Origin of the sequence: Pseudomonas sp. NY15181, from assembly GCF_048068055.1 — a bacterium.
Taxonomy (GTDB): Bacteria; Pseudomonadota; Gammaproteobacteria; order Pseudomonadales; family Pseudomonadaceae; genus Pseudomonas.
This window is the reverse complement of sequence record NZ_JBLUPT010000010.1, coordinates 197478-219526: the sequence shown is the minus strand read 5'-3', so window position 1 is coordinate 219526 and position 22049 is coordinate 197478. Positions and strand designations below refer to the sequence as shown.

The window sequence follows — 22049 nt, the reverse complement described above, 5'->3', positions numbered from 1 at the left end:
ATTCATGGTTCATCCACTCCGTTCAGGCCCAGCAACTTCCGGCGCAGTTCGGGATTGCGCGTACGCCGGTCCAGCCAGATCGAAAAGAACGCCCGGGCGAATCCGCTATCAGCCACCGCGTGCCGAAACGCTCCATCGACGTAGAACCGGCAGCCTTGGCCTGGCTGGTAGACACCGGTGATCCTTTGTCCGGCGCGCACATCGACGAAGGCCTTGCGCATCTCGCCGGCCCAGCGTGTCAGCAAGTCCTCGTCGTTGGTACCCAGACGGCGCATTTCATCGACGCTGCTTTGCACTAGCGTGTCCCGCGACAGGTCTCGCCGATAGGCCAGTTCCAGCGCGAAGGAGGACTCCCATCCGACCGGCTTGGCCGCACTCCAGAGGCTCGCGTGGTAGACCGGAACGCCGAACCAGCTGAACTGCCCTTGCCCGATCTGCACGGCACCCGGCACATCCCGCTGCCATTCTGCGCATCCAGGCGCGCTCCAGATTCCACACCACAGCGCCATGCTCAGGCCGATTGCACGCGAGAGAAGTGACTGGCGCATGGGGGCAGCTCATCGTCTGTTTTGCTAATACTTGTACATAAATATTCAAATGTACATATTTGTGATGAGGGATGTTTATTCGCAGGCCACTGAGCCACGCTGCGTGGAGCTTGGCAGTGGGTGAAATTCGGCTGCGGTACTCACCTGGATCGCTTCATTCGAGGCGAGCCGGTATCCGAGTGCGAAATTGCACCTGGGCTTTTTTCTTGAGTGTTGTCAGTCGTGCCCTGACAACGCCTGCTTTTCCAGTTTGATCCGAGGTAGTCGTTTTTGGCCGACTCCCGGCTCTGGTGAGAGGCCACAGGCGATAGCTGCCGTCGGCAAACGGCGGCTACCGACCCAGGCAGACGGTGGGCAGTTTGCTTCCGCTGGATAACCACCAGTCGTGGCCCAGCCTGATGCGAACAGGTTGCGGGAAACTATCAATGGGCACTCTGTTGGCTAAGCCACAGGCATTGGTAGCAGGGGGAGGGCCGTTGATGGTGGCGTGTCGGTGATGAAGGCGCTGTCTCCCCACCTGTCTGCAGCACTCGCTCCCACAGGAATCAGTGGGCGTGTGCACCCCGCACTTCGCGGGCGGTGCAGCCGAATCGCTGGCGGAAGGCCCGGGTGAACTGGGCCTGATCGTTGAAGCCCCAGTGATAGGCCAGTTCGCCGATGGAAAGGTGGCAGTGCGGGTCGCGCAGTTGGCGGTGCACGGCTTCCAGGCGTTGCTGGCGCACCCATTCGCCCAGGGTGTAAGGCGTGGCGGCGAAGAGCTTGTGCAGGTAGCGCAGCGACAGGCCGCAGGCGTTGGCGATGGATTGTGGGGAGAGGTTCGGATCGCCCAGGTTCTGCGCAACGAACTGTTCGACCCGTTGCAGGTGCAGGGCGCTGAGGCTGGAGCTTTCGCTGTTGAGCACGCGCTCGTCCTGTTGCAGCGCCAGCAGCAGGATGGACAGGGTCTGTTCCAGCAACAGGTGGTGGGCGGCGGGTGGGCAGGCGTCGAAGTGGGTGGCGCACAACGCCAGTTGCTCGACGAACAGCCGGCCCAAGCCGCGCTCGGCATCGAAGCAGTAGCGGGTGTAGCGCTCGGGCCCGCGCAGCTGGCCCTTGAGCGCACGCTCGGGGAGCTTGAGCACCCAGAGATCGTTCTCGGCGGCGTAATGGAAGCGGTAGGGCGCGTCTCCGCGTTCGACGATGAAGCCGCCCGGCGCGCAGCTCAGCTGGCGACCGTCCTGTTCGAAATGCACATCGGTACAGCGGGGCACCGTGACCAGGTAGAAGGCTTCGCGGTCTTCGCCGGCCTGGACCTTGCTGCGCGAATAGCCCAGCGTGCTGGAGCGAAGGCGGGAAAGGCTGACGGGGCTGCTGGGGGTATCCCAGACCTGCAGGTGGCCGTCGAAGGGCTGGTCGCCGTCGAACTGCAGCGACAGAGGGAAGTAGGTACTGCTGATTGCCTCGGCCCAGCGCGCCTGGCGTTCATGCTGCGACCAGCGGGCGGTCGACAACTCATGGGGCATGGCGTGTCCTCGTGCTTATTGCTTTTGTGAGGACAGCGCGGCAGGTCGAGCCTGCCGCGCTGTGTATCGGCCAATGATCCGCGTGATTCAGGGCTGCATCAAGCGCAGCGCGTCACCCGGTAAGTGGCGGAAGGTTCGAGTGTCGCCTGCCAGAGCGGTGGAACCACGATGTTGGTGGTGTCCTCCTCGATCACGCAGGGGCCCTGGACCGTCTGGCCCGGCAACAGGCGGTTGCCGTTGAACACGGCGGTGGACTGGAACTCGCCATCGGCACTGAACAGCATCGGACGCAGGCTGTCCGGCACCGCCGGCGGCGGGTTGGCCGGGCCCTGCAGTTCGAGCTGCGGCGGACGCGGCAGGTGGCCGATCACCGAGCACTCCAGGTTGACCAGTTCCACCGGGCTTGCGTCCTCGCTGTAGGAGAACAGCTTGCGGTGCCGCTCATGGAAGGCCTCGCAGAGCGCGGCCAGGCCCGCCTCGTCGAGCCGGTGCGCCTCCAGTTCCACGCTGCATTCGTGGATCTGCCCGAGGTAGCGCATTTCCAGGGTGTAGTGGCAGCTGCTGCTTTCGTCGCCGAAACCGTCGTCGCGCAGGTTGACCAGGCCTTGCTGGCGCAGCTCGGCCAGCGCCCGGTTGAGCTGGTCCAGGTCGACGTGCCCGGCGTCCAGGCGCATCGGCAGGGTGGTCAGCTGGTCATAGCGCACGTCGGAGAGGATCTGGCCGAAGGCGCACAGGCCGGAGGCGACCTTGGGGATCAGCACGGTCTGGATGCCGATTTCCTCGGCCAGGCGCACCACGTGCATGCCCGCCGCGCCGCCGGCGCCGATCAGGGCGAAGTCGCGCGGGTCGTGGCCACGTTCGATGGACACCCGGCGGATGCCGTTGACCATGTTCAGGTTGACCAGGGTGGTAATGCCGAAGGCCGCGCGTTCGATGCTGATGCCCAGCGGGTCGGCGATCTTCTGCCGGATGGCGTCCAGCGCGGCCTGGCGGTTCAGGCGGATGGTACCGCCGAGCAGGGCGCCGTCCGGCAGGTAGCCCAGGGCGAGGTTGGCGTCGGTCACGGTCGGTTCGCTGCCGCCCTTGCCGTAGCAAACCGGGCCGGGCTTGGCGCCGGCACTGCGGGGGCCGACCTGGAGCATGCCGAACTCGTCGAGGTGGGCGATGGAGCCGCCGCCAGCGCCGAGGGTTTCCACCTGGATCATCGGCACGCCGATGCGCTGGCGGAGGAAGTCCACGTCCTTGCTGAAGTTGGTGCGCCCGGCGTTGGTCAGGGTGATGTCGAAGGAGGTGCCGCCCATGTCCACGGTGATGATGTTGTCGATGCCGAAGGGACGCGCCACCGAAAGGCCGGCCTGGGGCGCGGAGGCCGGGCCGGAGTTGATGGCGTTCACCGCCCGCTCGCGCATCACGTTGCCCGGGGCGAGGCCGCCGTTGGACTGGAAGTAGCGCACCGGCTGCTGGGTGCCGAGCTCCTCGAACAGCGCGTCGATGCGTTCGACGTAGCGCGCCATCACCGGGCTGAGGTAGGCGTTGACCACGGTGGTGGAGGTGCGGGTGTATTCGCGGATCTGCGGGAAGACCTCGTAGCCGGTGCAGACGAACACCCCCGGCAGCGCGGCGCGCACCAGTTCGGCGGCGTGCTTCTCGTGGCTGGGGTTGCGCACCGACCAGACGAAGGAGATGGCCACGGCCTCCACGCCCTCGGCGCGGAAGTAGTCGATGGCGTCGTGCACCGCACGCTCGTCCAGCGGGCTGTGCTCGCGGCCGTCGCCGAGGATGCGGCCGCCGACGGGGCGGCGCAGGTGGCGCGGTACCAGCATGTCCGCCGGCGGGTAGTGGGCGTCGTAGCGGTGGCCTTCTTCCTTGTGGCCGAGGCGGATTTCCAGGCTGTCTTCGTGGCCGGCGGTGCAGAGCAGGCCGACCTTCACGCCGGTGCGTTCGATCAGCGCGTTGAGGGCGACGGTGGTGCCGTTGATGCACAGGTCACAGTTGGCAATGATCTCCGCCGGGGTGCGGCCGGTGGCGTCGGCGATCTGCGCCAGACCAGCGCGGATGGCCAGGGTGCCGTCCTGCGGGGTGGAGGGAGCCTTGAACAGCTGCACGCCGCCGTCACGGTCGGCCAGGATGAAGTCGGTGAAGGTGCCGCCGGCGTCGATGCCCAGGCGATATTGGTTGCGCATGTCGGATCTCCGGTCAGAACTGGCCGCGGGCGGCGCGGGTGGCGGTTTCGTCGAGGTGGCCTTCGGCGTCGAGGATCACGCCGTATTCCAGGGCCGCGCCCTGGGGCGAGACCAGGCCATTGCGGACGTCCTGCAGGACTGCCGCCACCGGGCGGCGCAGCGGGTCGCCGTAGCCGCCGCCACCGGGATTGATGTTGATGATCCGCTCGCCGGGCTGGATGGTGAGCATCGGGTTCTGCACGTAGTGGTCTTCCTCGCCGTCGGCGTGGCGGTGGATCAGGCGGCCGAGCTTGGGTTCGGGCATGGCGTTGCGCGCCCCGGCGGCGCCGGCGGTGGGCAGCTGGCGGCCTTCGCCGAAGCCGACCACGGTCATGGCGTGTTGCAGCGGCTCGATTTCCAGGCGGGTGCCGGAACCACCGCGAAATTCACCGGCGCCGCCGCTGTCGGCCATCAGGCTGTAGCGGTGGATCAGCACCGGGTAGGCATGCTCCAGCAGCTCGATGTCGCCGCTCATCAGGGCGCCGAAGCAACACAGCGGGCCGCAGGCGTGCCAGCCGTCCATCACCTTGTTGGCGCCCGCGCCGGCGATGATCGAGGCCAGCACCATGGTCACGTATTCGCTGTTGGCGTTGCGCGGGTCCAGACCGGCGATGTTGATGCCGCTGGCATGGCCCCAGGAGGCGGTGACGCGCTGCGGCGAGGCCTGCTCCAGCGCCAGGCGCACGGCGTCGGCCAGGGTTTCCATCGGGGTGGTGGTGCAGTTGACGTGGGGCGCGGGCTCCTGGGCGTTGCACAGGGTGCCCTTGGGGCCGACGTCGACGCTGACGCAACGGTACAGGCCTTCGTTATAGGGCGGGGCGACCTGGGCGAACATCATCAGCCCGAGGTAGACGCCGGAGACCGAGTTGCCCTCGTAGGAGTTGATGAAGTAGGGCACTTGGGGCGGGCTTTCGATGCGGATGTGCGCCTCGTCCCCGCGGATTTCCACGTGGGCGGTGATCGCCAGTTCGCCCAGGCCGTGGCCGGAGTCCTCGAGCACGGCGGTGCCGCTGTAGTGGCCGTCCGGTACGTCGCGAAGCAGGGCGCGCATGTGGCGGTCGGCCATGTTCTTCAGCTCGGCGATGCAGGCACGGACCTGTTCCACGCCGTACTTGTCGAGTAGCTCCAGCAGGTGGCGCTCGCCGACCTTGCAGGCGCCGTACTGGGCGTTGAGGTCACCTTCCTGGTAGGGACGGGCGCGCATGTTGGTGAGCATCAGGTTGATCACGTCTTCGCGACGCTTGCCCTTGTCCCACAGCTTGACCGGCGGGATGCGCAGGCCCTCGGCGTAGATTTCCTTGGCGTCGGGGTTGTAGCCGGCCGGCACCGGGCCGCCGATGTCGGTGAGGTGGCCCTTGCAGACGGTCCAGAACACCAGCTCGCCCTTGTAGAACACCGGCTTGTACATGCAGCAGTCGAGGATGTGGCTGCCCTTGTAGGCTGGGTCGTTGTGGTAGATCACGTCGCCTTCGGCGATGTCGTCGCCGAAGAAGCCGGCCACGCACTTCATGGCGGGAATCAGCGAGCCCAGGTGGATCGGGATGTCCTGGCCCTGGAGGATCATCTCGGGGAGGTGGTCGAACAGGGAATTGGAATAGTCATGGGCCAGGTTGAACACACTGGAGCGGCCGGTCTTTTCCAGGGTCAGGGTCATCTCGCGTTGCGCTGTTTCCAGCGCGCCGCGAACGACCGCGAGAGTGATGGGATCAACTGTTTTCATGGGGCACCAACGCTTGTTTTTATGTTTCGGGTGAGGGTCGTTCGTGTACGGCCCTTGCTGCATACGCTACGGCCGGCGGGGGCGGCTGGCTTGTCGCTGGGTGCACCGGTTGTTGCGTTTTGGCGCACTGGGGAGGCGGGCGGCCGGGCAGCAAGGAGGATGCCCCCGCGAGGCGGGGGCGAACGTCTGGACTCAGGCGAGGGAGGGCCGCCGGCATCGCTTGTGAAGACGCCTGTCAGCAGCCCGGCAGCGCCTCAGAAGTAGTAGCCAATGTTGCTGTACAGCTGGTTCTCCCAGTGGTCGGTGCCGCCCGCGCCCAGGCTCTGGGTGTAGCTGCCGCCGCCGATGTAGGGGTCGTTCTTGCCGTGCAGCCATTCCAGGGCGATCCATAACGGGCCCAAGGTGAAGGAGCTGCCGGCGATGAAGCGCTGGGAGTCGCGGAAGTCCCGTTCATCCTTGTCGAACAGGCTGTAGTTGGCGTAGAGCTTGACGCCGGAGAACCAGCCGTACTGGCCTGGCAGGCTGTAGCTGAGGTCCGCCACGTAGAGGTTGCCCTTGGCGGCGACGTTGAAGGTGCCGTCGAAGCTGCCGAAGCTCACCAGGCGGTCGTCGCCGGGATTCTCCGGGGTCATCTGCTGGCGCGCGGCCTGGGCCTGGAAGCCCCAGGGGCCGTTCTGCGCGGTGGCGTGCAGGGCGGCGGCGGTGCGGTGGCCGTCGCGGCCGGTGTCCTGGTTGTCCAGGGTGGAGGTCAGCAGCGAGACGCCGGCCTCGCCGCTCCAGTCGCCGGCCTGGTAGGTCCGCGCCAGGCGGCCGACGAGGATGTCCTGCTCGTGGTTGTCGCTGCCGTCCACCACGTAGTCATCGGCACTGGCGACGCTGGTGCCGTAGGTGCGGCCACCCCGGCTGGTGCCGCGGCCCTGCTCGGCGGGGATGGGGTAGTAGGCGGCCTGCAGGTCCCAGTCGCAGTGCCGGGCGAGGTACTTGAAGCCGATGTCCTGGGTGTCTTCCAGGCCGATCACGTTGCCCAGGGTCTCGAAGAAGGTGCTGCCGAAGTAGGGCGCCAGGCCGAAGGGGATGGCGGTCTGGCCGACCTGCAGCTGCTGTTCGGGGGTGAAGCGGTAGCCGATCCAGGCGTACTCGGCGAAGGCGATGTCGCCCACCCGGTCGGTGTAGTCGTAGGGGTAGTCGCCGCCGTAGAAACGATACTTGGCGGCCGCTATCCAGCTGTCCGAGTGGTAGTCGGCGGTGAGGAAGAAGGTGTCGAAGCTGAACTCGGAGATGTCGCGGTCGGGGTCATAGTCCAGGCGTCCGCGCAGGGCGCCGCCGAGGTCGAGGTTGTCGGTGATTTCCACGGCGCTGGCTGGCTGTGCCAGGCCGAGAACGAGGGTGGGCAGGGCTGCGAGAATCGAGATAAGCCGAGTGCGTTGCGGGTGCATGAACCGCTCCAGATGTTCTTGTAGTTGTTGGGGCATGTGGTTGTTGGGGAGGGGCCGCCCGCCGGGCGGCCGAAGATCAGCCCAGGTCGCCCTGGGGTTGGGTGCGGCGTGACAGCAGGGGCGCGAGGTAGCCGAGGAAGGCCACGAGGAAGGCGGCCGGCGCCGAGGCGGTGGCCAGCTCGGTGACGCCGCACAGGTGCAGGCCGATGCCCACGGCCGCGGAAGCCAGCCAGGCGAACAGGCCCCTGGCGCGGAAGGCGGGCAGGCCGTCGAGCCGATAGCGGGTATTGCGGGTGACCAGCAGGTGGGCGAGGGCGATGGCGACCCAGCCGACGATCAGCAGGCTCTGGTAGGCCAGTGCCTGGAGGATGTAGCTGAACACGTCGAAGAGCATCAGCAGGTAGACCAGCGCGCCGGTCAGCAGCGCCCAGGCCACGTAGGGCACCCAGGCCAGGCCCAGGTGGCCGGCGAACGCCTGCAGGTTGGTGGCGGCGAGGAAGAAGTTGCCGGTGTTGATGCGGGTCTGGCTGATCCAGACGAAGAGCAGGCCGCCCAGCCCCATCAGCTGGATGATCGCCAGCACCACCGAGACCTCGCTCAACCCGCCCTCGGTGGGGATGGTGGCGGCGAGGAAGATGCCCACCAGGCCGTTGAGCAGGAAGGCCACGCAGTAGAAGGGCATGCCGAAGTTGATCCGCGCGTGGTAGCGGCTGTCTTCCTTGCGGCCGAAGCGGGCGTAGTCCCAGGTGTACATCATCAGCACCCAGACGCCCATGAAGTAGGTGAAGCAGTTCCACCAGCCGTGGGGCACCGCTCCGCCCTCGGGCGCCAGTGCCAGCCAGGCGGAGGAGTAGCCGTATTCGCCGATGGCCATGGCCACCGCGGCCACGAGCCCGAGCAGGTAGAAGGGCAGCAGCACGCCGTTGAGCTTGTCCAGCCAGCGCAAGGCGTTGCCGAAGATCAGCAGCACGCTGTACACGACCACCAGCAGGAACGCGGCATGCAGTTCGAGGCCCGGCAGGTAGTGATGCAGCGCCACCGCCATCACCGAGCCTTCGAAGACCGCGTAGTAGATGGCCGTGGCGCTGAAGATCAGCGTGGCCAGCGCCGCTCCGGTGCGGCCGAACAGCACCTGGGAGAACTGCGCCACCGACAGGCCGGTGGCGATGGCGTGGCGGCTGATGATGGCGTTGACCAGGCCGTAGCTGATCACCGACAGCACCAGGCCGATGATGGCGTTCAGCGTGCCGTAGCCCATGGCCAGGGCGGCGGCCACCACCAGGTAGAACATTGCGCTGCAGATGCCCCACCAGGCCATGGTCAGGGAGCCGCGGCCGAGCCGCTGCGAGTCCGGGACCGCGCCCTGGGAATGGGACTGTTCAGGGGATGAATCGTGGTTCGAGAGTGCTCCAGCCATGACCGTACCTTTCTTGTTGTTGGAGTTGGGAGGCTCCAAGACGGTAAGGAAAGTCGGTCGGGCGGGATTGCCGTTGGGTGTACGGGTTTTTGCGCCTGGATGCACAGGCGCTCTGGGGCGCGGGTCGGGCGCGTGGGTGTGGTTTCAATCGCGATGCGAAGCGGCGCTTCGAGCCGCCTCGATCGAGTGCATTCCCCCGGCGCGGGGGATCAGCGCGTCCCGTTCGCCTGCATGATCTGGGCGATGATCGGCACCGGCGTCATCAGGTGGGTGCGCATCATCTCGCTGGCGCGCTTGGCGTCGCGGGCGAGGATGGCCTCGACCAGCGCGGCGTGCTCCTGGCGCTTGAGCTCCAGGGCCTGCTCGGAGAACACCGTCTGGGTCAGCCAGAGATGGCGATAGCGCTCGGCCTGGTCGAACAGGTAGGTGCGCGCCTGCAGCAGGTGCTTGGAGCCGCAGCCCGAGGCGATGGCGGTGTGGAAGGCCTTGTGGCGTTGGTCCCAGACATCCAGGCGCTGCTCGCGGGTCTTCACTTCCATCACCTTGGCCAGGGTGTGGGACTGGGCCAGCACCGAGGCTTCCCAGGCATCGTCGCCGCGCTCGATGGCGAGGCCGACGATCATCGCCTCGAGGTTCGCGCGGGCATCGTAGATGTCCTGCATCTCTTCCAGCGACATGGGCGCCACGCGGTAGCCCTTCTGGCTGATGGCGACCACCAGCTTTTCCGCCACCAGTTGCGAGAGCGCCTCGCGCAGAGGGCCGACGCCCAGGTCGTAGCGCTCCTTCAGGGCGCTCATCAGCAGCTTTTCGCCGGGCTTGAACACCCCGCGGATGATGTCTTGCTTGAGCCACTCATACCCGCTGAATGCCGAGTTTTGACGGGGAGCGAGAGCTTCCAAAGTCCTGTTCCTCAAAGCGTTTTGCGGATCATACCGAAACGTCGTATGGACGAAAAACAATAGACAGAGTATTCGAATGGCTGCGTTTTATAAAAATGTAGACATTTTTATTTGATGGCGATATTTTTTGATTGCCCGCCTGATCCAGGTCATTGCTGGACGGCCCAATCCATCCCCTATGCCAGGACACCGCCATGAACGCCTTTACGAAGATCGAGGACCTTGTGATGCCGCTGCCGCTCGAGACCCGGGGTTACACCGTCGCCCCCTCGAAGCAGTCGCCCCGCCTGCTGGAGTTGACCTTCGCCCGCGAAACCGTCGACGCCTTCGTCAAGGCCGTGGCCGAGTGGCCGGTCCAGGCGCTGGAGTACAAGTCCTTCCTGCGCTTCCGTTTCGGCGAGATCCTCGACGAGCTTTGCGAAGGCACCCTGCGCCCGGTGCTGCTGAACACCATCCTGGGTCGTTCCACCGGCGGCATGCTGATCAAGCCCGTTGGCCTGGATGACGTGAGCCAGGCCGAGGACATGGTGAAGTTCACCACCGCCTGCGCCCACCTGATCGGCCGTTCCAACTACGACGCCATGAGCGGCCAGTTCTACGCGCGCTTCGTGGTGGTCAACACCGACAACTCCGACAGCTACCTGCGCCAGCCGCACCGCGTCATGGAGCTGCACAACGACGGCACCTTCGTCAACCAGATCACCGACTACGTGCTGATGCTGAAGATCGACGAGAAGAACATGGAAGGCGGCAACTCCCTGCTGCTGCACCTGGACGACTGGGAGCAGTGCGACGAGTTCTTCCGCCACCCGCTGGCCCGCCGCGAAATGCGCTGGACCGCGCCGCCGAGCAAGAACGTCACCGAGGACGTGTTCCATCCGGTGTTCGATACCGACGCCGAAGGCCGCCCGACCATGCGCTACATCGACCAGTTCGTGCAGCCGGCCAACTTCGAGGAAGGCATCTGGTTGAACGCCATGTCCGAATCCCTCGAAGGCAGCGCGCAGAAGCTGTCGGTGCCGGTACCGGTGGGCAGCTTCCTGCTGATCAACAACCTGTTCTGGCTGCACGGCCGCGACCGCTTCACCCCGCACGAAGGGCTGCGCCGCGAACTGATGCGCCAGCGCGGCTACATCAGCTACCAGAAGCCGCGCTACCTGCGCGGTCAGTAATCAGGCAAGCAGGCTGGAGGGCCGCCCCGGGCGGCTCTTCGCCGTGTCCGGAAATCGCCGACCCGCCGCATCGAGGCGGGTGGGCCGATGCGGACCGCGTATCGATTTGCAGCGCCCCGGCGCGAGGTAATGGCTGTGTACGATTTCATCATCATCGGCGGCGGCATCGTGGGCATGTCCACGGCCATGCAGCTGACCCAGGTTTACCCGGACGCCAGGATTCTCCTGCTGGAGAAGGAATCCGGCCCGGCCCGGCACCAGACCGGCCACAACAGCGGCGTGATCCACGCCGGCGTCTACTACACCCCGGGCAGCCTCAAGGCGCGCTTCTGCCTGGAAGGCAACAAGGCCACCAAGGCCTTCTGCAACAAGCACGGCATCCGTTACGACGAATGCGGCAAGCTGCTGGTGGCCACCAACGAGCTGGAAATGGAGCGCATGAAGGCGCTCTGGGAACGCACCGCCGCCAATGGCCTGGAGCGCTCCTGGCTGTCCGCCGCCGAACTGCGCGAGCGTGAGCCGAACATCGTCGGCATGGGGGGCATCTTCGTGCCCTCCAGCGGCATCGTAAGCTACGCCGAAGTCACCGCCGCCATGGGCCGCGAGTTCCAGGATGCCGGCGGCGAGATCCGCTACAACGCTGAAGTCACCGGGCTCGACGAGCGCGCCGACGAAGTAGTGGTGCGCACCGGCAGCGACGAATTCCACGGCCGCTATCTCATCACCTGCTCGGGCCTGATGGCCGACCGTGTGGTGCGCATGCTCGGCATCGAGCCGAACTTCATCATCTGCCCGTTCCGCGGCGAGTACTACCTGCTGCCCAAGCAGCACAACCAGATCGTCAACCACCTGATCTACCCGATCCCGGACCCGTCCATGCCGTTCCTCGGCGTGCACCTGACCCGGATGATCGACGGCACCGTCACCGTCGGCCCGAACGCGGTGCTGGCGATGAAGCGCGAGGGCTATCGCAAGTCCGATATCTCCGTCGCCGACATGTTCGAAACGCTGACGTCCCCCGGCATCCTCAAGGTATTGGCGAAGAACCTGCGCCCCGGCCTGATCGAGATGAAGAACTCCCTGTTCAAGGGCGGCTACCTCAAGGAAGTGCAGAAGTACTGCCCGAGCATCACCAAGGCCGACCTCACCGCCTACCCGGCGGGCGTGCGCGCCCAGGCCGTGTCCCGCGACGGCAAGCTGATCGACGATTTCCTCTTCGTGAACACCCCGCGCAGCATGAACGTGTGCAACGCACCGTCGCCCGCGGCCACCTCCGCGATTCCCATCGGCGCCTACATCGTCGGCAAGGTTCGCGAGCAGATCGACGGCTCCCAGGCCGGTTTCACCGTCAAGGCCACCGATAACAAGCTGCGGGCCGCCGGCTGAGCCGACGTCACCGCCGTCCAACCCCGAGGATGACAAGCGTGCAACTGAAAGATCCCACCCTGTTCCGCCAGCAGGCCTATATCGATGGTGCCTGGGTCGACGCCGACAACGGCCAGACCGTCCAGGTCAGCAACCCGGCCACCCACGAGATCATCGGCAGCGTGCCGATGATGGGCGCCGCCGAAACCCGCCGCGCCATCGAAGCCGCCGACAAGGCCCTGCCGGCCTGGCGGGCGCTGACCGCGAAAGAGCGTGCCAACAAGCTGCGCAAGTGGTTCGACCTGATGATCGAGAACCAGGACGACCTGGCTCGCCTGATGACCATCGAGCAGGGCAAGCCGCTGGCCGAAGCCAAGGGCGAGATCGCCTACGCCGCTTCGTTCCTGGAGTGGTTCGGTGAAGAAGCCAAGCGCGTCTACGGCGACATGATCCCCGGCCACCAGCCGGACAAGCGCCTGATGGTGATCAAGCAGCCGATCGGCGTGACCGCGGCCATCACCCCGTGGAACTTCCCCTCCGCGATGATCACCCGCAAGGCCGGCCCGGCCCTGGCCGCCGGCTGCACCATGGTGCTCAAGCCCGCCTTGCAGACTCCTTACTCCGCCCTGGCCCTGGCCGAGCTGGCCGAGCGCGCCGGCATTCCGAAGGGCGTATTCAGCGTCGTCACCGGCAACGCCGGTGCAATCGGCGGTGAGCTGACCGGCAACCCGATCGTGCGCAAGCTGACCTTCACCGGCTCCACCGAAATCGGTCGCCAGCTGATGGCCGAATGCGCCAAGGACATCAAGAAGGTGTCCCTGGAACTGGGCGGCAACGCGCCCTTCATCGTGTTCGACGATGCCGACCTGGATGCCGCCGTGGAAGGTGCGCTGGTCTCCAAGTACCGCAACAACGGCCAGACCTGCGTCTGCGCCAACCGCCTGTACATCCAGGACGGCGTGTATGACGCCTTCGTCGAGAAACTGCAGGCCGCCGTGGCCAGGCTGAACATCGGCAACGGCCTGGAGCAGGGCGTCACCACCGGCCCGCTGATCGACGCCAAGGCCGTGGCAAAGGTCCAACTGCATATCGACGACGCCGTTTCCAAGGGCGCCAGGGTAGTCGCCGGCGGCAAGCCGCACGCCCTGGGCGGCACCTTCTTCGAACCGACCATCCTGGTCGACGTACCGAAGAGCGCCCTGGTGGCCAAGGACGAGACCTTCGGCCCGCTGGCGCCGCTGTTCCGCTTCAAGGACGAGGCCGAGGTCATCGCCATGTCCAACGACACCGAGTACGGCCTGGCCGCCTACTTCTATGCCCGCGACCTGTCCCGCGTGTTCCGTGTCGGCGAGGCGCTGGAGTACGGCATCGTCGGCGTCAACACCGGGATCATCTCCAACGAAGTCGCGCCCTTCGGCGGCATCAAGGCTTCGGGCCTGGGCCGTGAAGGTTCGAAGTACGGCATCGAGGATTACCTCGAGATCAAGTACCTCTGCCTCGGCGTGTAAGCACGGCGAATCACCCACCTTTCCTGTACGGGCCCAGGCCCGTACAGGGCGATCGCACTACCGGAGTCAACGATGAATACCAACCAGAGCCTGCAACAACGCCGCATGGATGCCATTCCCCGTGGCGTCGGCCAGATCCACCAGATCTTCGCCGAGCGCGCCGAGAACGCCACCGTGTGGGACGTCGAAGGCCGTGAGTACCTGGACTTCGCCGGCGGCATCGCCGTGCTGAACACCGGTCACCTGCACCCGAAGGTGATGGCCGCTGTTCAGGAGCAGCTGGCCAAGCTGACCCACACCTGCTTCCACGTCTTCGGCTACGAGCCCTACGTGGCACTGGCGGAGAAGATCAATCAGCTGCTGCCGGGCAACTTCGAGAAGAAGACCCTGCTGGTCACCACCGGCGCCGAAGCTGTCGAGAACGCCATCAAGATCGCCCGCGCCGCCACCGGCCGCAACGGTGTGATCGCCTTCACCGGCGCCTACCACGGCCGCACCCAGTACACCCTGTCGCTGACCGGCAAGGTGGTGCCGTATTCCGCCGGCCTGGGCCTGATGCCCGGCGGCGTGTTCCGCGCCCAGTACCCGAACGCCCTCCACGGCGTGTCGGTGGAGGAATCCCTGGCCAGCATCGAGCGCATCTTCAAGAACGACGCCGCGCCCCGCGACATCGCCGCGATCATCCTCGAGCCGGTGCAGGGGGAGGGTGGCTTCAACGTGGCGCCGAAGGACTTCATGGCCCGCCTGCGCGCCCTGTGCGACGAGCACGGCATCCTGCTGATCGCCGACGAAGTGCAGACCGGCGCCGGTCGTACCGGCACCTTCTTCGCCATGGAGCAGATGGGCGCCGCCGCCGACCTGACCACCTTCGCCAAGTCCATCGCCGGCGGCTTCCCCCTGGCGGGCGTGGCCGGCCGCGCCGAGGTCATGGACGCCGTGGCCCCCGGCGGCCTGGGCGGCACCTATGCCGGCAGCCCGGTTTCCTGTGCTGCCGCCCTGGCGGTGATCGAGGCCTTCGAGAGCGAAAAACTGCTGGATCGCGCCAAGTCCGTAGGAGAAATCCTCAGCAGCGGCCTGCGCAAGATCGGCGAGCGCCACAAGAGCCTGGTGGACGTGCGCAACCTCGGCGCCATGGTCGCCGTGGAGCTGTTCGAGGGCGGTGACCTGAACAAGCCGGCCGCCGAGCTGACCGCCAAGGTAGTGGCCAAGGCGCGCGAGAAGGGCCTGATCCTGCTCTCCTGCGGTACCTACTACAACGTCCTGCGCATCCTGGTTCCGCTGACCGTCAGCGATGCCGACCTGCAGCGTGGGCTGGCCATCATCGGCGAATGCTTCGACGAGTTGGCGTAAGACTTAAGAGCGTCACCCCTGGTCCCTTGCTCAACCCGTTTCTGCCCCGGCTACCAGCCGGGGCAGGGCGGGCTTTTTGGCTTCGCACCAGGTGATCGCGGGGAGCGGCGCCGCTCTCCGGGCACGACAAGAACAAAGGTAATGCCATGAAGACAGCTAAGAACAACCTGAGTCATGGGCTGAAGTCCCGCCACGTGACCATGCTTTCCATCGCCGGCGTGATCGGCGCCGGCCTCTTCGTCGGTTCTGGCCGCGCCATCGCCGAAGCCGGCCCCGCCACCATCCTGGCCTATATCTTCGCCGGCGCCCTGGTGGTGCTGGTCATGCGCATGCTGGCCGAAATGGCCGTCGCCTCGCCGGATACCGGCTCCTTCTCCACCTACGCCGACCATGCCATTGGCAAGTGGGCCGGCTACACCATCGGCTGGCTGTACTGGTGGTTCTGGGTGCTGGTGATCCCCATCGAAGCCAATATCGCCGCCACCATCCTCAACTCCTGGATACCCCAGCTGGATATCTGGGTGCTGTCACTGGCCATCACGCTGCTGCTCACCGCGACCAACCTGTTCAGCGTGAAGAACTACGGGGAGTTCGAGTTCTGGCTGGCCCTGGTGAAGGTGGCGGCCATCGTCGGCTTCATCATCCTCGGCGCCTGCGCGATCCTCGGCCTGCTGCCGAACACCGGCGTCAGCGGCGTTTCGCGGCTTTGGGACACCGGCGGCTTCATGCCCAACGGCTTCGGCGCCGTGCTCAGTGCCATGCTGATCACCATGTTCTCTTTCCTCGGGGCCGAGGTGGTGACCATCGCCGCCGCCGAATCCGACGCGGCCGAAAAGCAGATTTCCAAGGCCACCAATTCGGTGATCTGGCGAATCACACTGTTCTACATCCTGTCGATCTTCATCGTCGTCGCCCTGGTGCCCTGGACCGACCCGCGCCTGGCCAGCGAAGGCTCCTATGCCACCGTGCTGGAGATCCTCGGCGTGCCCCACGCCAAGGCGCTCATCGATGTGGTGGTGCTGACCTCGGTCACCAGTTGCCTGAACTCCTCCCTCTATACCGCCTCGCGCATGCTCTATTCCCTGAGCCGACGTGGCGACGCGCCTGCCTGCGTCCAGGCGACCACCAGCAGCGGCACGCCGATCTACGCCGTGCTGTTCTCCACCGGCGCGGCCTTCCTTACCGTGATCGCCAACTACCTGGTTCCATCCAAGGTGTTCGGCTTCCTCATGGCCAGCTCCGGCGCCATCGCGCTGCTGGTCTACCTGGTGATCGCGATTTCCCAGTTGCGCATGCGCAAGCGCCTGACGGCCGAGGGCAAGGCCATCCAGTACCGTATGTGGCTGTTCCCCTGGCTGACCTGGGGGGTGATCGTGTTCATCCTGAGTGTGCTGGTGGTCATGTTCTTCCGCCCTGACCACCGCATCGAAGTCATCGCCACCGGTCTGCTGACGCTCGCCGTCGTCTGCTCCGGCCTGCTCGTCACCCGCCGCAGGGCGCGGGAGCAGCTGGGTGGAAAACCGGATGGATTAGCGCGCGTCACGGACATCTAGCCGCGTTTTGGAGGGCTGCTTCGGGGCGAAGCAGCCTCTGACCGAGATGCGTTCATCCAGGATGACCCTGGGTCACCGTCAGCAACCAGCCGATCGCGGACGTCCAGGTCAGGGAATAACCCACCCGGGGCCATCAGTGAAGCGTAGGGAAGCGCTCTTTCACCAATGCCTGAGCCTGATAGGCCATCTGGTCGAGCAGGCGGTCGCGTTTTTTCTCGGCCTCGCTCATGGCCTTCCTGCCGTGTTGCTGCACCAGGTAGGTGTGGATCTGCCGTACTTCCTTGGATTGGTAGATCGGGGCGAGGTCCTGCACCGCCACCATGCCGTCCGAGCGGTGATCGCGGGTGTTCAGCAGCACGTGGGGGCCCTGCGCTCCCAGCACCTGAAAGCCCAGCGACTCGAAGGTCGGCACCTTGCTTGCCGCGCAGCCCAGTTCGACGTGGGGCCGATGCTCGATCACCCGTTGCAGCAAAGCCCGAGCAATACCGTGGCGGCGGTGGCTGGCCTTGACCGCCATGTAGGCCAGCGTGCAGGCCTCGGCGTCATCCTGGCTCGGCAGGTACAGGGCAAAACCCAGCACCTGGGAAGGGTCTTCATCCTCCAGGGCGAGGATCAACCGCGCGGTGCTTTCCACCGCGCCGTCCATGGCCTGCAGATACAGGTGCACCTCGTAGCCGATCACGTACTGGTACAGCTGATAGAGCGGATTGCTGGGCGTCAGCGGCACCGGGCTGATGTCGCTGAAATAGTCCACCACCATCTGCAGAACCTGACTCTTCAGGGATTCGGGGGGCGATGTGTCCAGGTTTACGAGGGTGAACATCTGAAGCGGGCTCCGGGCGTGCCCGATCCGAGGGATCGGCGCTGGCGCCATTGTAACGCAGGCGACCACGGGCTTTGATCCGCCTCGGGCTCACGCAAAGCCTTGACGATAATGCTGTTGCCACCGCATTCGGAGACACTGAGCTTTGTCGGGAACGGGTGTGGATGGAGGCTGGAACAGCGGGCTTCTCCCAGGAGTGCCAGATGCAAGACCGGGGAGCCGGTTATCTGATCGCCCTTGTCGTCCTCCAGCTCTGGCACTTGCGTTATATGCGAAATTCCATATATTCGAATTCTCATATGTATTGGGAGGCATGGCATTCGACTGTGCCTCCTGATCCCAACTTTTCGCGGGTCGTTGCGACCCTTGCGAGAAGTAAAGACCCAACCGCAGAGGCCGCCATGGCTGACCCAGTTACGCCCACCGCCGTATTCAAGTGCCTGGCCGACGAAACCCGCGTGCGCCTGATGCTGTTGATCACGCGCGAGGGAGAGTTGTGCGTGTGTGAACTGACCTGCGCCCTGGATGAAAGCCAGCCGAAGGTTTCCCGCCATCTTGCGCAACTGCGCGCCGGTGGGCTGCTGTCGGACCGGCGCCAGGGCCAGTGGGTGTATTACCGCCTGGCTCCCGCACTCCCGGATTGGGTGCATAGCATTCTGCGCGTCGCGCTGGACGCCAACCTGCACTGGTTGGAGCCCGACACCAGGCGCCTGGATGCCATGGGGGACCGCCCGGCGCGGGCGGCGACCTGCTGCTGAACGTCCGTCTCTCTGGCAGGGCCGGTGGCCCGATCAGCCAGGGATTCCTTTTTCTCGACAGACCTCTGAGAACACGAGCATGAGCATCAAGATCGGCATCAACGGTTTCGGTCGTATCGGTCGCCTGGCGCTGCGGGCGGCCTGGGGTTGGCCGGAGTTCGAATTCGTCCGGATCAATGATCCGGCGGGCGACGCGGCGACCCACGCCCACCTGCTGAACTTCGACTCGGTTCATGGGCGCTGGCATCACGAGGCCGGCGCCGAGGGCAATTGCGTGGTGATCGGCGGAAAGCGCATCCAGGTCACCGCCAACACGGCCATCGCCGACACTCATTGGGCGGATTGCGATCTGGTGATCGAGGCCAGCGGCAAGATGAAGACCGTCGCCGCGCTCCAGGCCTACCTGGACCAGGGCGTGAAGCGCGTGGTGGTGAGCGCGCCGGTGAAGGAGGCGGGTGCGCTAAACGTGGTCATGGGCGTCAATCAGCACCTGTTCGATCCGGCCGTGCATCGCATCGTCACCGCCGCATCCTGCACCACCAACTGCCTGGCGCCGGTGGTCAAGGTGATCCACGAAAAGCTGGGCATCCGCCACGGCTCGATCACTACCATCCACGACCTGACCAACACCCAGAGCATCCTCGATCAACCGCACAAGGATCTGCGTCGCGCCCGCGCCTCAAGCATGAGCCTGATTCCCACCACCACCGGCTCGGCCACGGCCATCGCGGAAATCTTCCCCGAGTTGCGTGGGCGCCTGAATGGCCATGCCGTGCGCGTACCCTTGGCCAACGCCTCGCTGACCGACTGCGTGTTCGAAGTGGAGCGCGCGACCAGCGTCGAGGAGGTCAACCAATGGCTCAAGGCGGCTGCCGAAAACGAGCTGAAGGGCATCCTGGGCTATGAGGAGCGCCCGCTGGTGTCGATCGACTACCGAACCGATCCGCGCTCGTCGATCATCGATGCGCTGTCGACCCTGGTGGTCAACGGCACCCAGGTGAAGCTCTACGCCTGGTACGACAACGAGTGGGGCTACGCCAACCGCACCGTCGAACTGGCGCGTCTGGTCGGCCTGGCTGGCTGAGCAGGGGCGAGCAGCGATCATGAAAGCGTTGTCAGCGCTGTCCACGGAAGTCCGGCAATACCTGCTGGTGACCGGCAACTACTGGGCCTTCACCCTCACCGATGGCGCGCTGCGCATGTTGGTGGTGCTGCACTTCCATACCCTGGGCTACACGCCGCTGCAGATCGCCGCGCTGTTCCTGTTCTACGAAATCTTCGGCGTCATCACCAATCTGGTGGGCGGCTACCTGGGCGCGCGTCTCGGGCTGAATCGCACCATGAACATCGGCCTGGGCATGCAGGTCTTCGCGTTGCTGATGCTGGCGGTGCCGGCGGCCTGGCTTACCGTCCCCTGGGTGATGGCCGCGCAGGCGCTGTCGGGTATCGCCAAGGACCTCAACAAGATGAGTGCCAAGAGCTCGATCAAGCTCCTGGTGCCGGACAGCCAGCAGGGCACCTTGTACCAGTGGGTGGCCATGCTCACCGGTTCGAAGAACGCGCTGAAGGGCGTGGGCTTCTTCCTCGGCGGCGCATTGCTGGCTCTGCTGGGCTTCAGGGGCGCGGTCGTCGCCATGGCGGCGGTGCTCGCGCTGATCTGGCTGGGCAGCCTGGTGATGCTGAAAAGGGACCTGGGCAAGGCCAAGGCCAAGCCGAAGTTTCGCGACATCCTGTCCAAGAGCCGGGCGATCAATATCCTGTCGGCGGCCCGGATGTTCCTCTTCGGCTCCCGCGACGTCTGGTTCGTGGTGGCGTTGCCGGTCTATCTGAGTACGGTGTTCGGCTGGGACTACTGGCGGGTGGGTGGTTTTCTCGCCGCCTGGATCATCGGCTACGGCATCGTCCAGTCGCTTGCACCAGCGATCACCGGCAAGCGGCGTGGCCATGTCCCGGATGGGCGTGCCGCCTTCGTCTGGGCCGGCCTGCTGGCGGTAGTGCCGGCGGCCATCGCTATTGGCCTTGCAGTCGGTTGGTCAGCGCAGGTCGTAGTGCTGGGCGGGCTGATGCTGTTCGGCGTGCTGTTCGCGGTGAATTCCTCGCTGCACAGCTACCTGATCGTCAGCTATGCGAAGGAGGACGGGGTGTCGCTGGACGTGGGCTTCTACTACATGTCCAACGCCCTGGGCCGGCTGGCCGGGACGCTGCTGTCCGGTTGGGTGTTCCAGGCCTATGGATTGGCGGCCTGCCTGGGTATTTCCACGGTCTTCGTGCTTCTGGCCGCAGCGATATCCGCAGCATTGCCCCGGCATTCGCAGGGCATGGGAATGCGCAGCGGAGTCTGATTGGTCGGCCTGCGGTCGAGGAGGGCGCAGGCCGGTTCTCAGCGCTTCACGCAGACAAACAGCGCATTCCCGGACGTGCCACCCCAGGGCGTGATGCGTTCGTAGTCATGCTCGAAGACCTGCACCTCGAAGTGCGGTTGCAGCAGTTCCTGCAGTTCGGTGAAGCTCAGGGCGACCATGGCGTGTTCGTCCTGCCAGGCCTGGGTCACCCCCGCGGTGGTCTTCTCGATGCTCAGGCGCAGCGCCTGCCGTTCGCCCTCGCCGCTGTAGTACCAGCCGGAGCCGAAGGTGAACTGGCTGCCCTCGTGCTCCACGCTATGGCGCACGAACGAACGGTTGTCGATCTGTCGCTTGTCCACGGTGTTGAAGCAGAACACGCCATCGGCCGCGAGCGCGCCGTGCACGCTGGCCAGGCAGGCCCGCAACGGCTCCAGCCCGGCGTTGTAGTGGATCGAGTAGAGGAAGCAGGTGATCAGGTCCAGCGGCTCGTCCACGCGGAAGTCCGCCATGTCCTGCCGGCTGAAGTGTGCCTCGGGGCAGCGAAGCTGGGCGATATCGAGCATCGGCTGGTTGATGTCCAGGCCGGCACTGCGATAGCCGAAGTCGAGGAAATGCCGCACGTGCGGCCCGGTGCCACAAGCAAGGTCCAGGTGCCTGCGCCCCTGGTTGCCGAACAGCTGGTGCAGCCGGCGCACGCAGTGGCTCTGCGCCTGGTAGTCGATGTCGGCGCACATCAGGTCGTAGTAGGCGGAAAGGTCGGTGTACAGCGCGTTGGATGACATGGATAGCCAGAGCGGGCGAGGGTGCGACATGTTACCTCAAGCCGAGCGCTCCCCGGCGAAAACAGCGCGCTCGAACCCGTCGCTGCGAGCGGCTGCCTCGTTGACGGCGGCCTCTATCTCCAGCATCCAATCGGTTTTCCCAACCGCCTGGGACATTGCGCGGGCGCCCACCATCGCCGCGAAGAGTACCAGCGCGTCCGTGCCGTTGCCTGAGGTGCCTGCCTCGCTGAGAAACTTGTCCAGCAGCTCCTTCGTGCCGGCCTGGTAGCTCTTTTTCGAGGTTGCCGTGGCGTTGCCATTGGCGATGTGCGGGGCGAAGGCGAGGAGCGGGCAGCGGCGTCTCGCGGACTTGTTGAGCAGGTACTGTCGAACCAGCGCTACGGAGCGATTCTCGGCGCTCCTGTCTGCTTTCGAAAACACGCCATCCCAGGCGTCCCGGGAGTGATCGAAGGCGAGCGCGAAGGCTTCGGCAACCAGCGCATCCTTGGAGTCGAAGTGCTTGTAGAAGCCGCCTACGGTCATGCCGTTGGCGGTCATGATGTCCGCCACCGACACCTGGTCGACGCCGAACTCGCGGAACAGTGCGGCAGCTGTCTCGACGATCTTCGTCCGGTTCTCCAGGGCTTTTGCCTGCGATGAGCGTCCCATGGGG

Annotated in this window: 18 protein-coding genes; 8 read left to right on the top strand and 10 right to left on the bottom strand. The window is 65.5% G+C overall.

Annotation, left to right across the window (positions count from 1 at the left end; all coding sequences use genetic code 11):
* Positions 1–2: 2 nt before the first annotated feature.
* The 7 genes from ACNFBT_RS22095 to csiR all read right to left on the bottom strand — a co-directional run bounded on the left by ACNFBT_RS22095 (position 3) and on the right by csiR (position 9744).
* Positions 3–548 carry a chalcone isomerase family protein gene (locus ACNFBT_RS22095; protein WP_416752873.1) on the bottom strand — a complete coding sequence of 182 codons (546 nt, stop codon included), beginning with the start codon at positions 546–548 and terminating at the stop codon, positions 3–5.
* Positions 549–1093: 545 nt separating this feature from the next.
* Positions 1094–2050, bottom strand: coding sequence for a helix-turn-helix domain-containing protein (locus ACNFBT_RS22090; RefSeq protein ID WP_416752872.1), 957 nt, complete (start codon positions 2048–2050; stop codon positions 1094–1096).
* 98 nt (positions 2051–2148) lie between these two features.
* Complete coding sequence (locus tag ACNFBT_RS22085) at positions 2149–4233, bottom strand: hydantoinase/oxoprolinase family protein (RefSeq protein WP_416752871.1); 2085 nt, start codon at positions 4231–4233, stop codon at positions 2149–2151.
* A gap of 13 nt (positions 4234–4246) precedes the next feature.
* Entirely contained in the window at positions 4247–5992 is a 1746-nt protein-coding gene (locus ACNFBT_RS22080) for a hydantoinase B/oxoprolinase family protein (RefSeq protein WP_416752870.1), read from the bottom strand.
* A gap of 254 nt (positions 5993–6246) precedes the next feature.
* Entirely contained in the window at positions 6247–7428 is a 1182-nt protein-coding gene (locus ACNFBT_RS22075) for a hypothetical protein (protein ID WP_416752869.1), read from the bottom strand.
* A 76-nt stretch (positions 7429–7504) separates the two neighbouring features.
* Positions 7505–8845 carry a purine-cytosine permease family protein gene (locus ACNFBT_RS22070; RefSeq protein WP_416752868.1) on the bottom strand — a complete coding sequence of 447 codons (1341 nt, stop codon included), beginning with the start codon at positions 8843–8845 and terminating at the stop codon, positions 7505–7507.
* 209 nt (positions 8846–9054) lie between these two features.
* Complete coding sequence (gene csiR, locus ACNFBT_RS22065; protein ID WP_416752867.1) at positions 9055–9744, bottom strand: DNA-binding transcriptional regulator CsiR; 690 nt, start codon at positions 9742–9744, stop codon at positions 9055–9057.
* A gap of 194 nt (positions 9745–9938) precedes the next feature.
* Here csiR and glaH point away from each other — a divergent pair, with 194 nt between their 5' ends.
* The 5 genes from glaH to gabP all read left to right on the top strand — a co-directional run bounded on the left by glaH (position 9939) and on the right by gabP (position 16692).
* On the top strand, positions 9939–10916 hold the full coding sequence (gene glaH / locus ACNFBT_RS22060; protein WP_416752866.1) for a glutarate dioxygenase GlaH: 978 nt from the start codon (positions 9939–9941) through the stop codon (positions 10914–10916).
* A gap of 135 nt (positions 10917–11051) precedes the next feature.
* A complete protein-coding gene (lhgO, locus tag ACNFBT_RS22055; RefSeq protein ID WP_416752934.1) occupies positions 11052–12302 on the top strand; it encodes an L-2-hydroxyglutarate oxidase in 1251 nt (416 codons plus the stop codon).
* A 38-nt stretch (positions 12303–12340) separates the two neighbouring features.
* The gene (gene gabD / locus ACNFBT_RS22050; protein ID WP_416752865.1) at positions 12341–13789 is read left to right on the top strand and encodes an NADP-dependent succinate-semialdehyde dehydrogenase; all 1449 of its coding nucleotides are present in this window, start codon (positions 12341–12343) and stop codon (positions 13787–13789) included.
* A gap of 72 nt (positions 13790–13861) precedes the next feature.
* Positions 13862–15139 carry a 4-aminobutyrate--2-oxoglutarate transaminase gene (gene gabT, locus ACNFBT_RS22045; RefSeq protein WP_416752864.1) on the top strand — a complete coding sequence of 426 codons (1278 nt, stop codon included), beginning with the start codon at positions 13862–13864 and terminating at the stop codon, positions 15137–15139.
* 146 nt (positions 15140–15285) lie between these two features.
* Positions 15286–16692, top strand: coding sequence for a GABA permease (gene gabP / locus ACNFBT_RS22040; RefSeq protein ID WP_416752863.1), 1407 nt, complete (start codon positions 15286–15288; stop codon positions 16690–16692).
* 133 nt (positions 16693–16825) lie between these two features.
* On the opposite strand, the gene ACNFBT_RS22035 is transcribed toward gabP, so the two are convergent.
* Positions 16826–17515: a GNAT family N-acetyltransferase gene (locus ACNFBT_RS22035; protein ID WP_416752862.1), complete on the bottom strand. Its 690-nt coding sequence runs from the start codon at positions 17513–17515 to the stop codon at positions 16826–16828.
* A 401-nt stretch (positions 17516–17916) separates the two neighbouring features.
* Between ACNFBT_RS22035 and ACNFBT_RS22030 the strand changes: the two genes are divergently transcribed.
* The 3 genes from ACNFBT_RS22030 to arsJ all read left to right on the top strand — a co-directional run bounded on the left by ACNFBT_RS22030 (position 17917) and on the right by arsJ (position 20615).
* Positions 17917–18273, top strand: a complete 357-nt coding sequence (locus ACNFBT_RS22030) for a metalloregulator ArsR/SmtB family transcription factor (protein ID WP_416752861.1) — start codon at positions 17917–17919, stop codon at positions 18271–18273.
* A gap of 79 nt (positions 18274–18352) precedes the next feature.
* Positions 18353–19357, top strand: coding sequence for an ArsJ-associated glyceraldehyde-3-phosphate dehydrogenase (locus tag ACNFBT_RS22025; protein ID WP_416752860.1), 1005 nt, complete (start codon positions 18353–18355; stop codon positions 19355–19357).
* Positions 19358–19376: 19 nt separating this feature from the next.
* Positions 19377–20615, top strand: a complete 1239-nt coding sequence (arsJ, locus tag ACNFBT_RS22020) for an organoarsenical effux MFS transporter ArsJ (RefSeq protein WP_416752859.1) — start codon at positions 19377–19379, stop codon at positions 20613–20615.
* A gap of 38 nt (positions 20616–20653) precedes the next feature.
* On the opposite strand, the gene ACNFBT_RS22015 is transcribed toward arsJ, so the two are convergent.
* Entirely contained in the window at positions 20654–21397 is a 744-nt protein-coding gene (locus ACNFBT_RS22015; RefSeq protein WP_416752933.1) for a class I SAM-dependent DNA methyltransferase, read from the bottom strand.
* A gap of 36 nt (positions 21398–21433) precedes the next feature.
* Entirely contained in the window at positions 21434–22045 is a 612-nt protein-coding gene (locus ACNFBT_RS22010) for a TetR/AcrR family transcriptional regulator (RefSeq protein WP_416752858.1), read from the bottom strand.
* Between the last annotated feature and the right edge of the window lie 4 nt (positions 22046–22049).

Excerpts from the sequence above, each read along its gene's own strand:
- ACNFBT_RS22095 (WP_416752873.1), bottom strand. The coding sequence starts at position 548 with ATGCGCCAGTCACTTCTCTCGCGTGCAATCGGCCTGAGCATGGCGCTG.
- ACNFBT_RS22090 (WP_416752872.1), bottom strand. The coding sequence starts at position 2,050 with ATGCCCCATGAGTTGTCGACCGCCCGCTGGTCGCAGCATGAACGCCAG.
- ACNFBT_RS22085 (WP_416752871.1), bottom strand. The coding sequence starts at position 4,233 with ATGCGCAACCAATATCGCCTGGGCATCGACGCCGGCGGCACCTTCACC.
- ACNFBT_RS22080 (WP_416752870.1), bottom strand. The coding sequence starts at position 5,992 with ATGAAAACAGTTGATCCCATCACTCTCGCGGTCGTTCGCGGCGCGCTG.
- ACNFBT_RS22075 (WP_416752869.1), bottom strand. The coding sequence starts at position 7,428 with ATGCACCCGCAACGCACTCGGCTTATCTCGATTCTCGCAGCCCTGCCC.
- ACNFBT_RS22070 (WP_416752868.1), bottom strand. The coding sequence starts at position 8,845 with ATGGCTGGAGCACTCTCGAACCACGATTCATCCCCTGAACAGTCCCAT.
- glaH (WP_416752866.1), top strand. The coding sequence starts at position 9,939 with ATGAACGCCTTTACGAAGATCGAGGACCTTGTGATGCCGCTGCCGCTC.
- gabT (WP_416752864.1), top strand. The coding sequence starts at position 13,862 with ATGAATACCAACCAGAGCCTGCAACAACGCCGCATGGATGCCATTCCC.
- gabP (WP_416752863.1), top strand. The coding sequence starts at position 15,286 with ATGAAGACAGCTAAGAACAACCTGAGTCATGGGCTGAAGTCCCGCCAC.
- ACNFBT_RS22035 (WP_416752862.1), bottom strand. The coding sequence starts at position 17,515 with ATGTTCACCCTCGTAAACCTGGACACATCGCCCCCCGAATCCCTGAAG.
- ACNFBT_RS22030 (WP_416752861.1), top strand. The coding sequence starts at position 17,917 with ATGGCTGACCCAGTTACGCCCACCGCCGTATTCAAGTGCCTGGCCGAC.
- ACNFBT_RS22025 (WP_416752860.1), top strand. The coding sequence starts at position 18,353 with ATGAGCATCAAGATCGGCATCAACGGTTTCGGTCGTATCGGTCGCCTG.
- arsJ (WP_416752859.1), top strand. The coding sequence starts at position 19,377 with ATGAAAGCGTTGTCAGCGCTGTCCACGGAAGTCCGGCAATACCTGCTG.
- ACNFBT_RS22015 (WP_416752933.1), bottom strand. The coding sequence starts at position 21,397 with ATGTCATCCAACGCGCTGTACACCGACCTTTCCGCCTACTACGACCTG.
- ACNFBT_RS22010 (WP_416752858.1), bottom strand. The coding sequence starts at position 22,045 with ATGGGACGCTCATCGCAGGCAAAAGCCCTGGAGAACCGGACGAAGATC.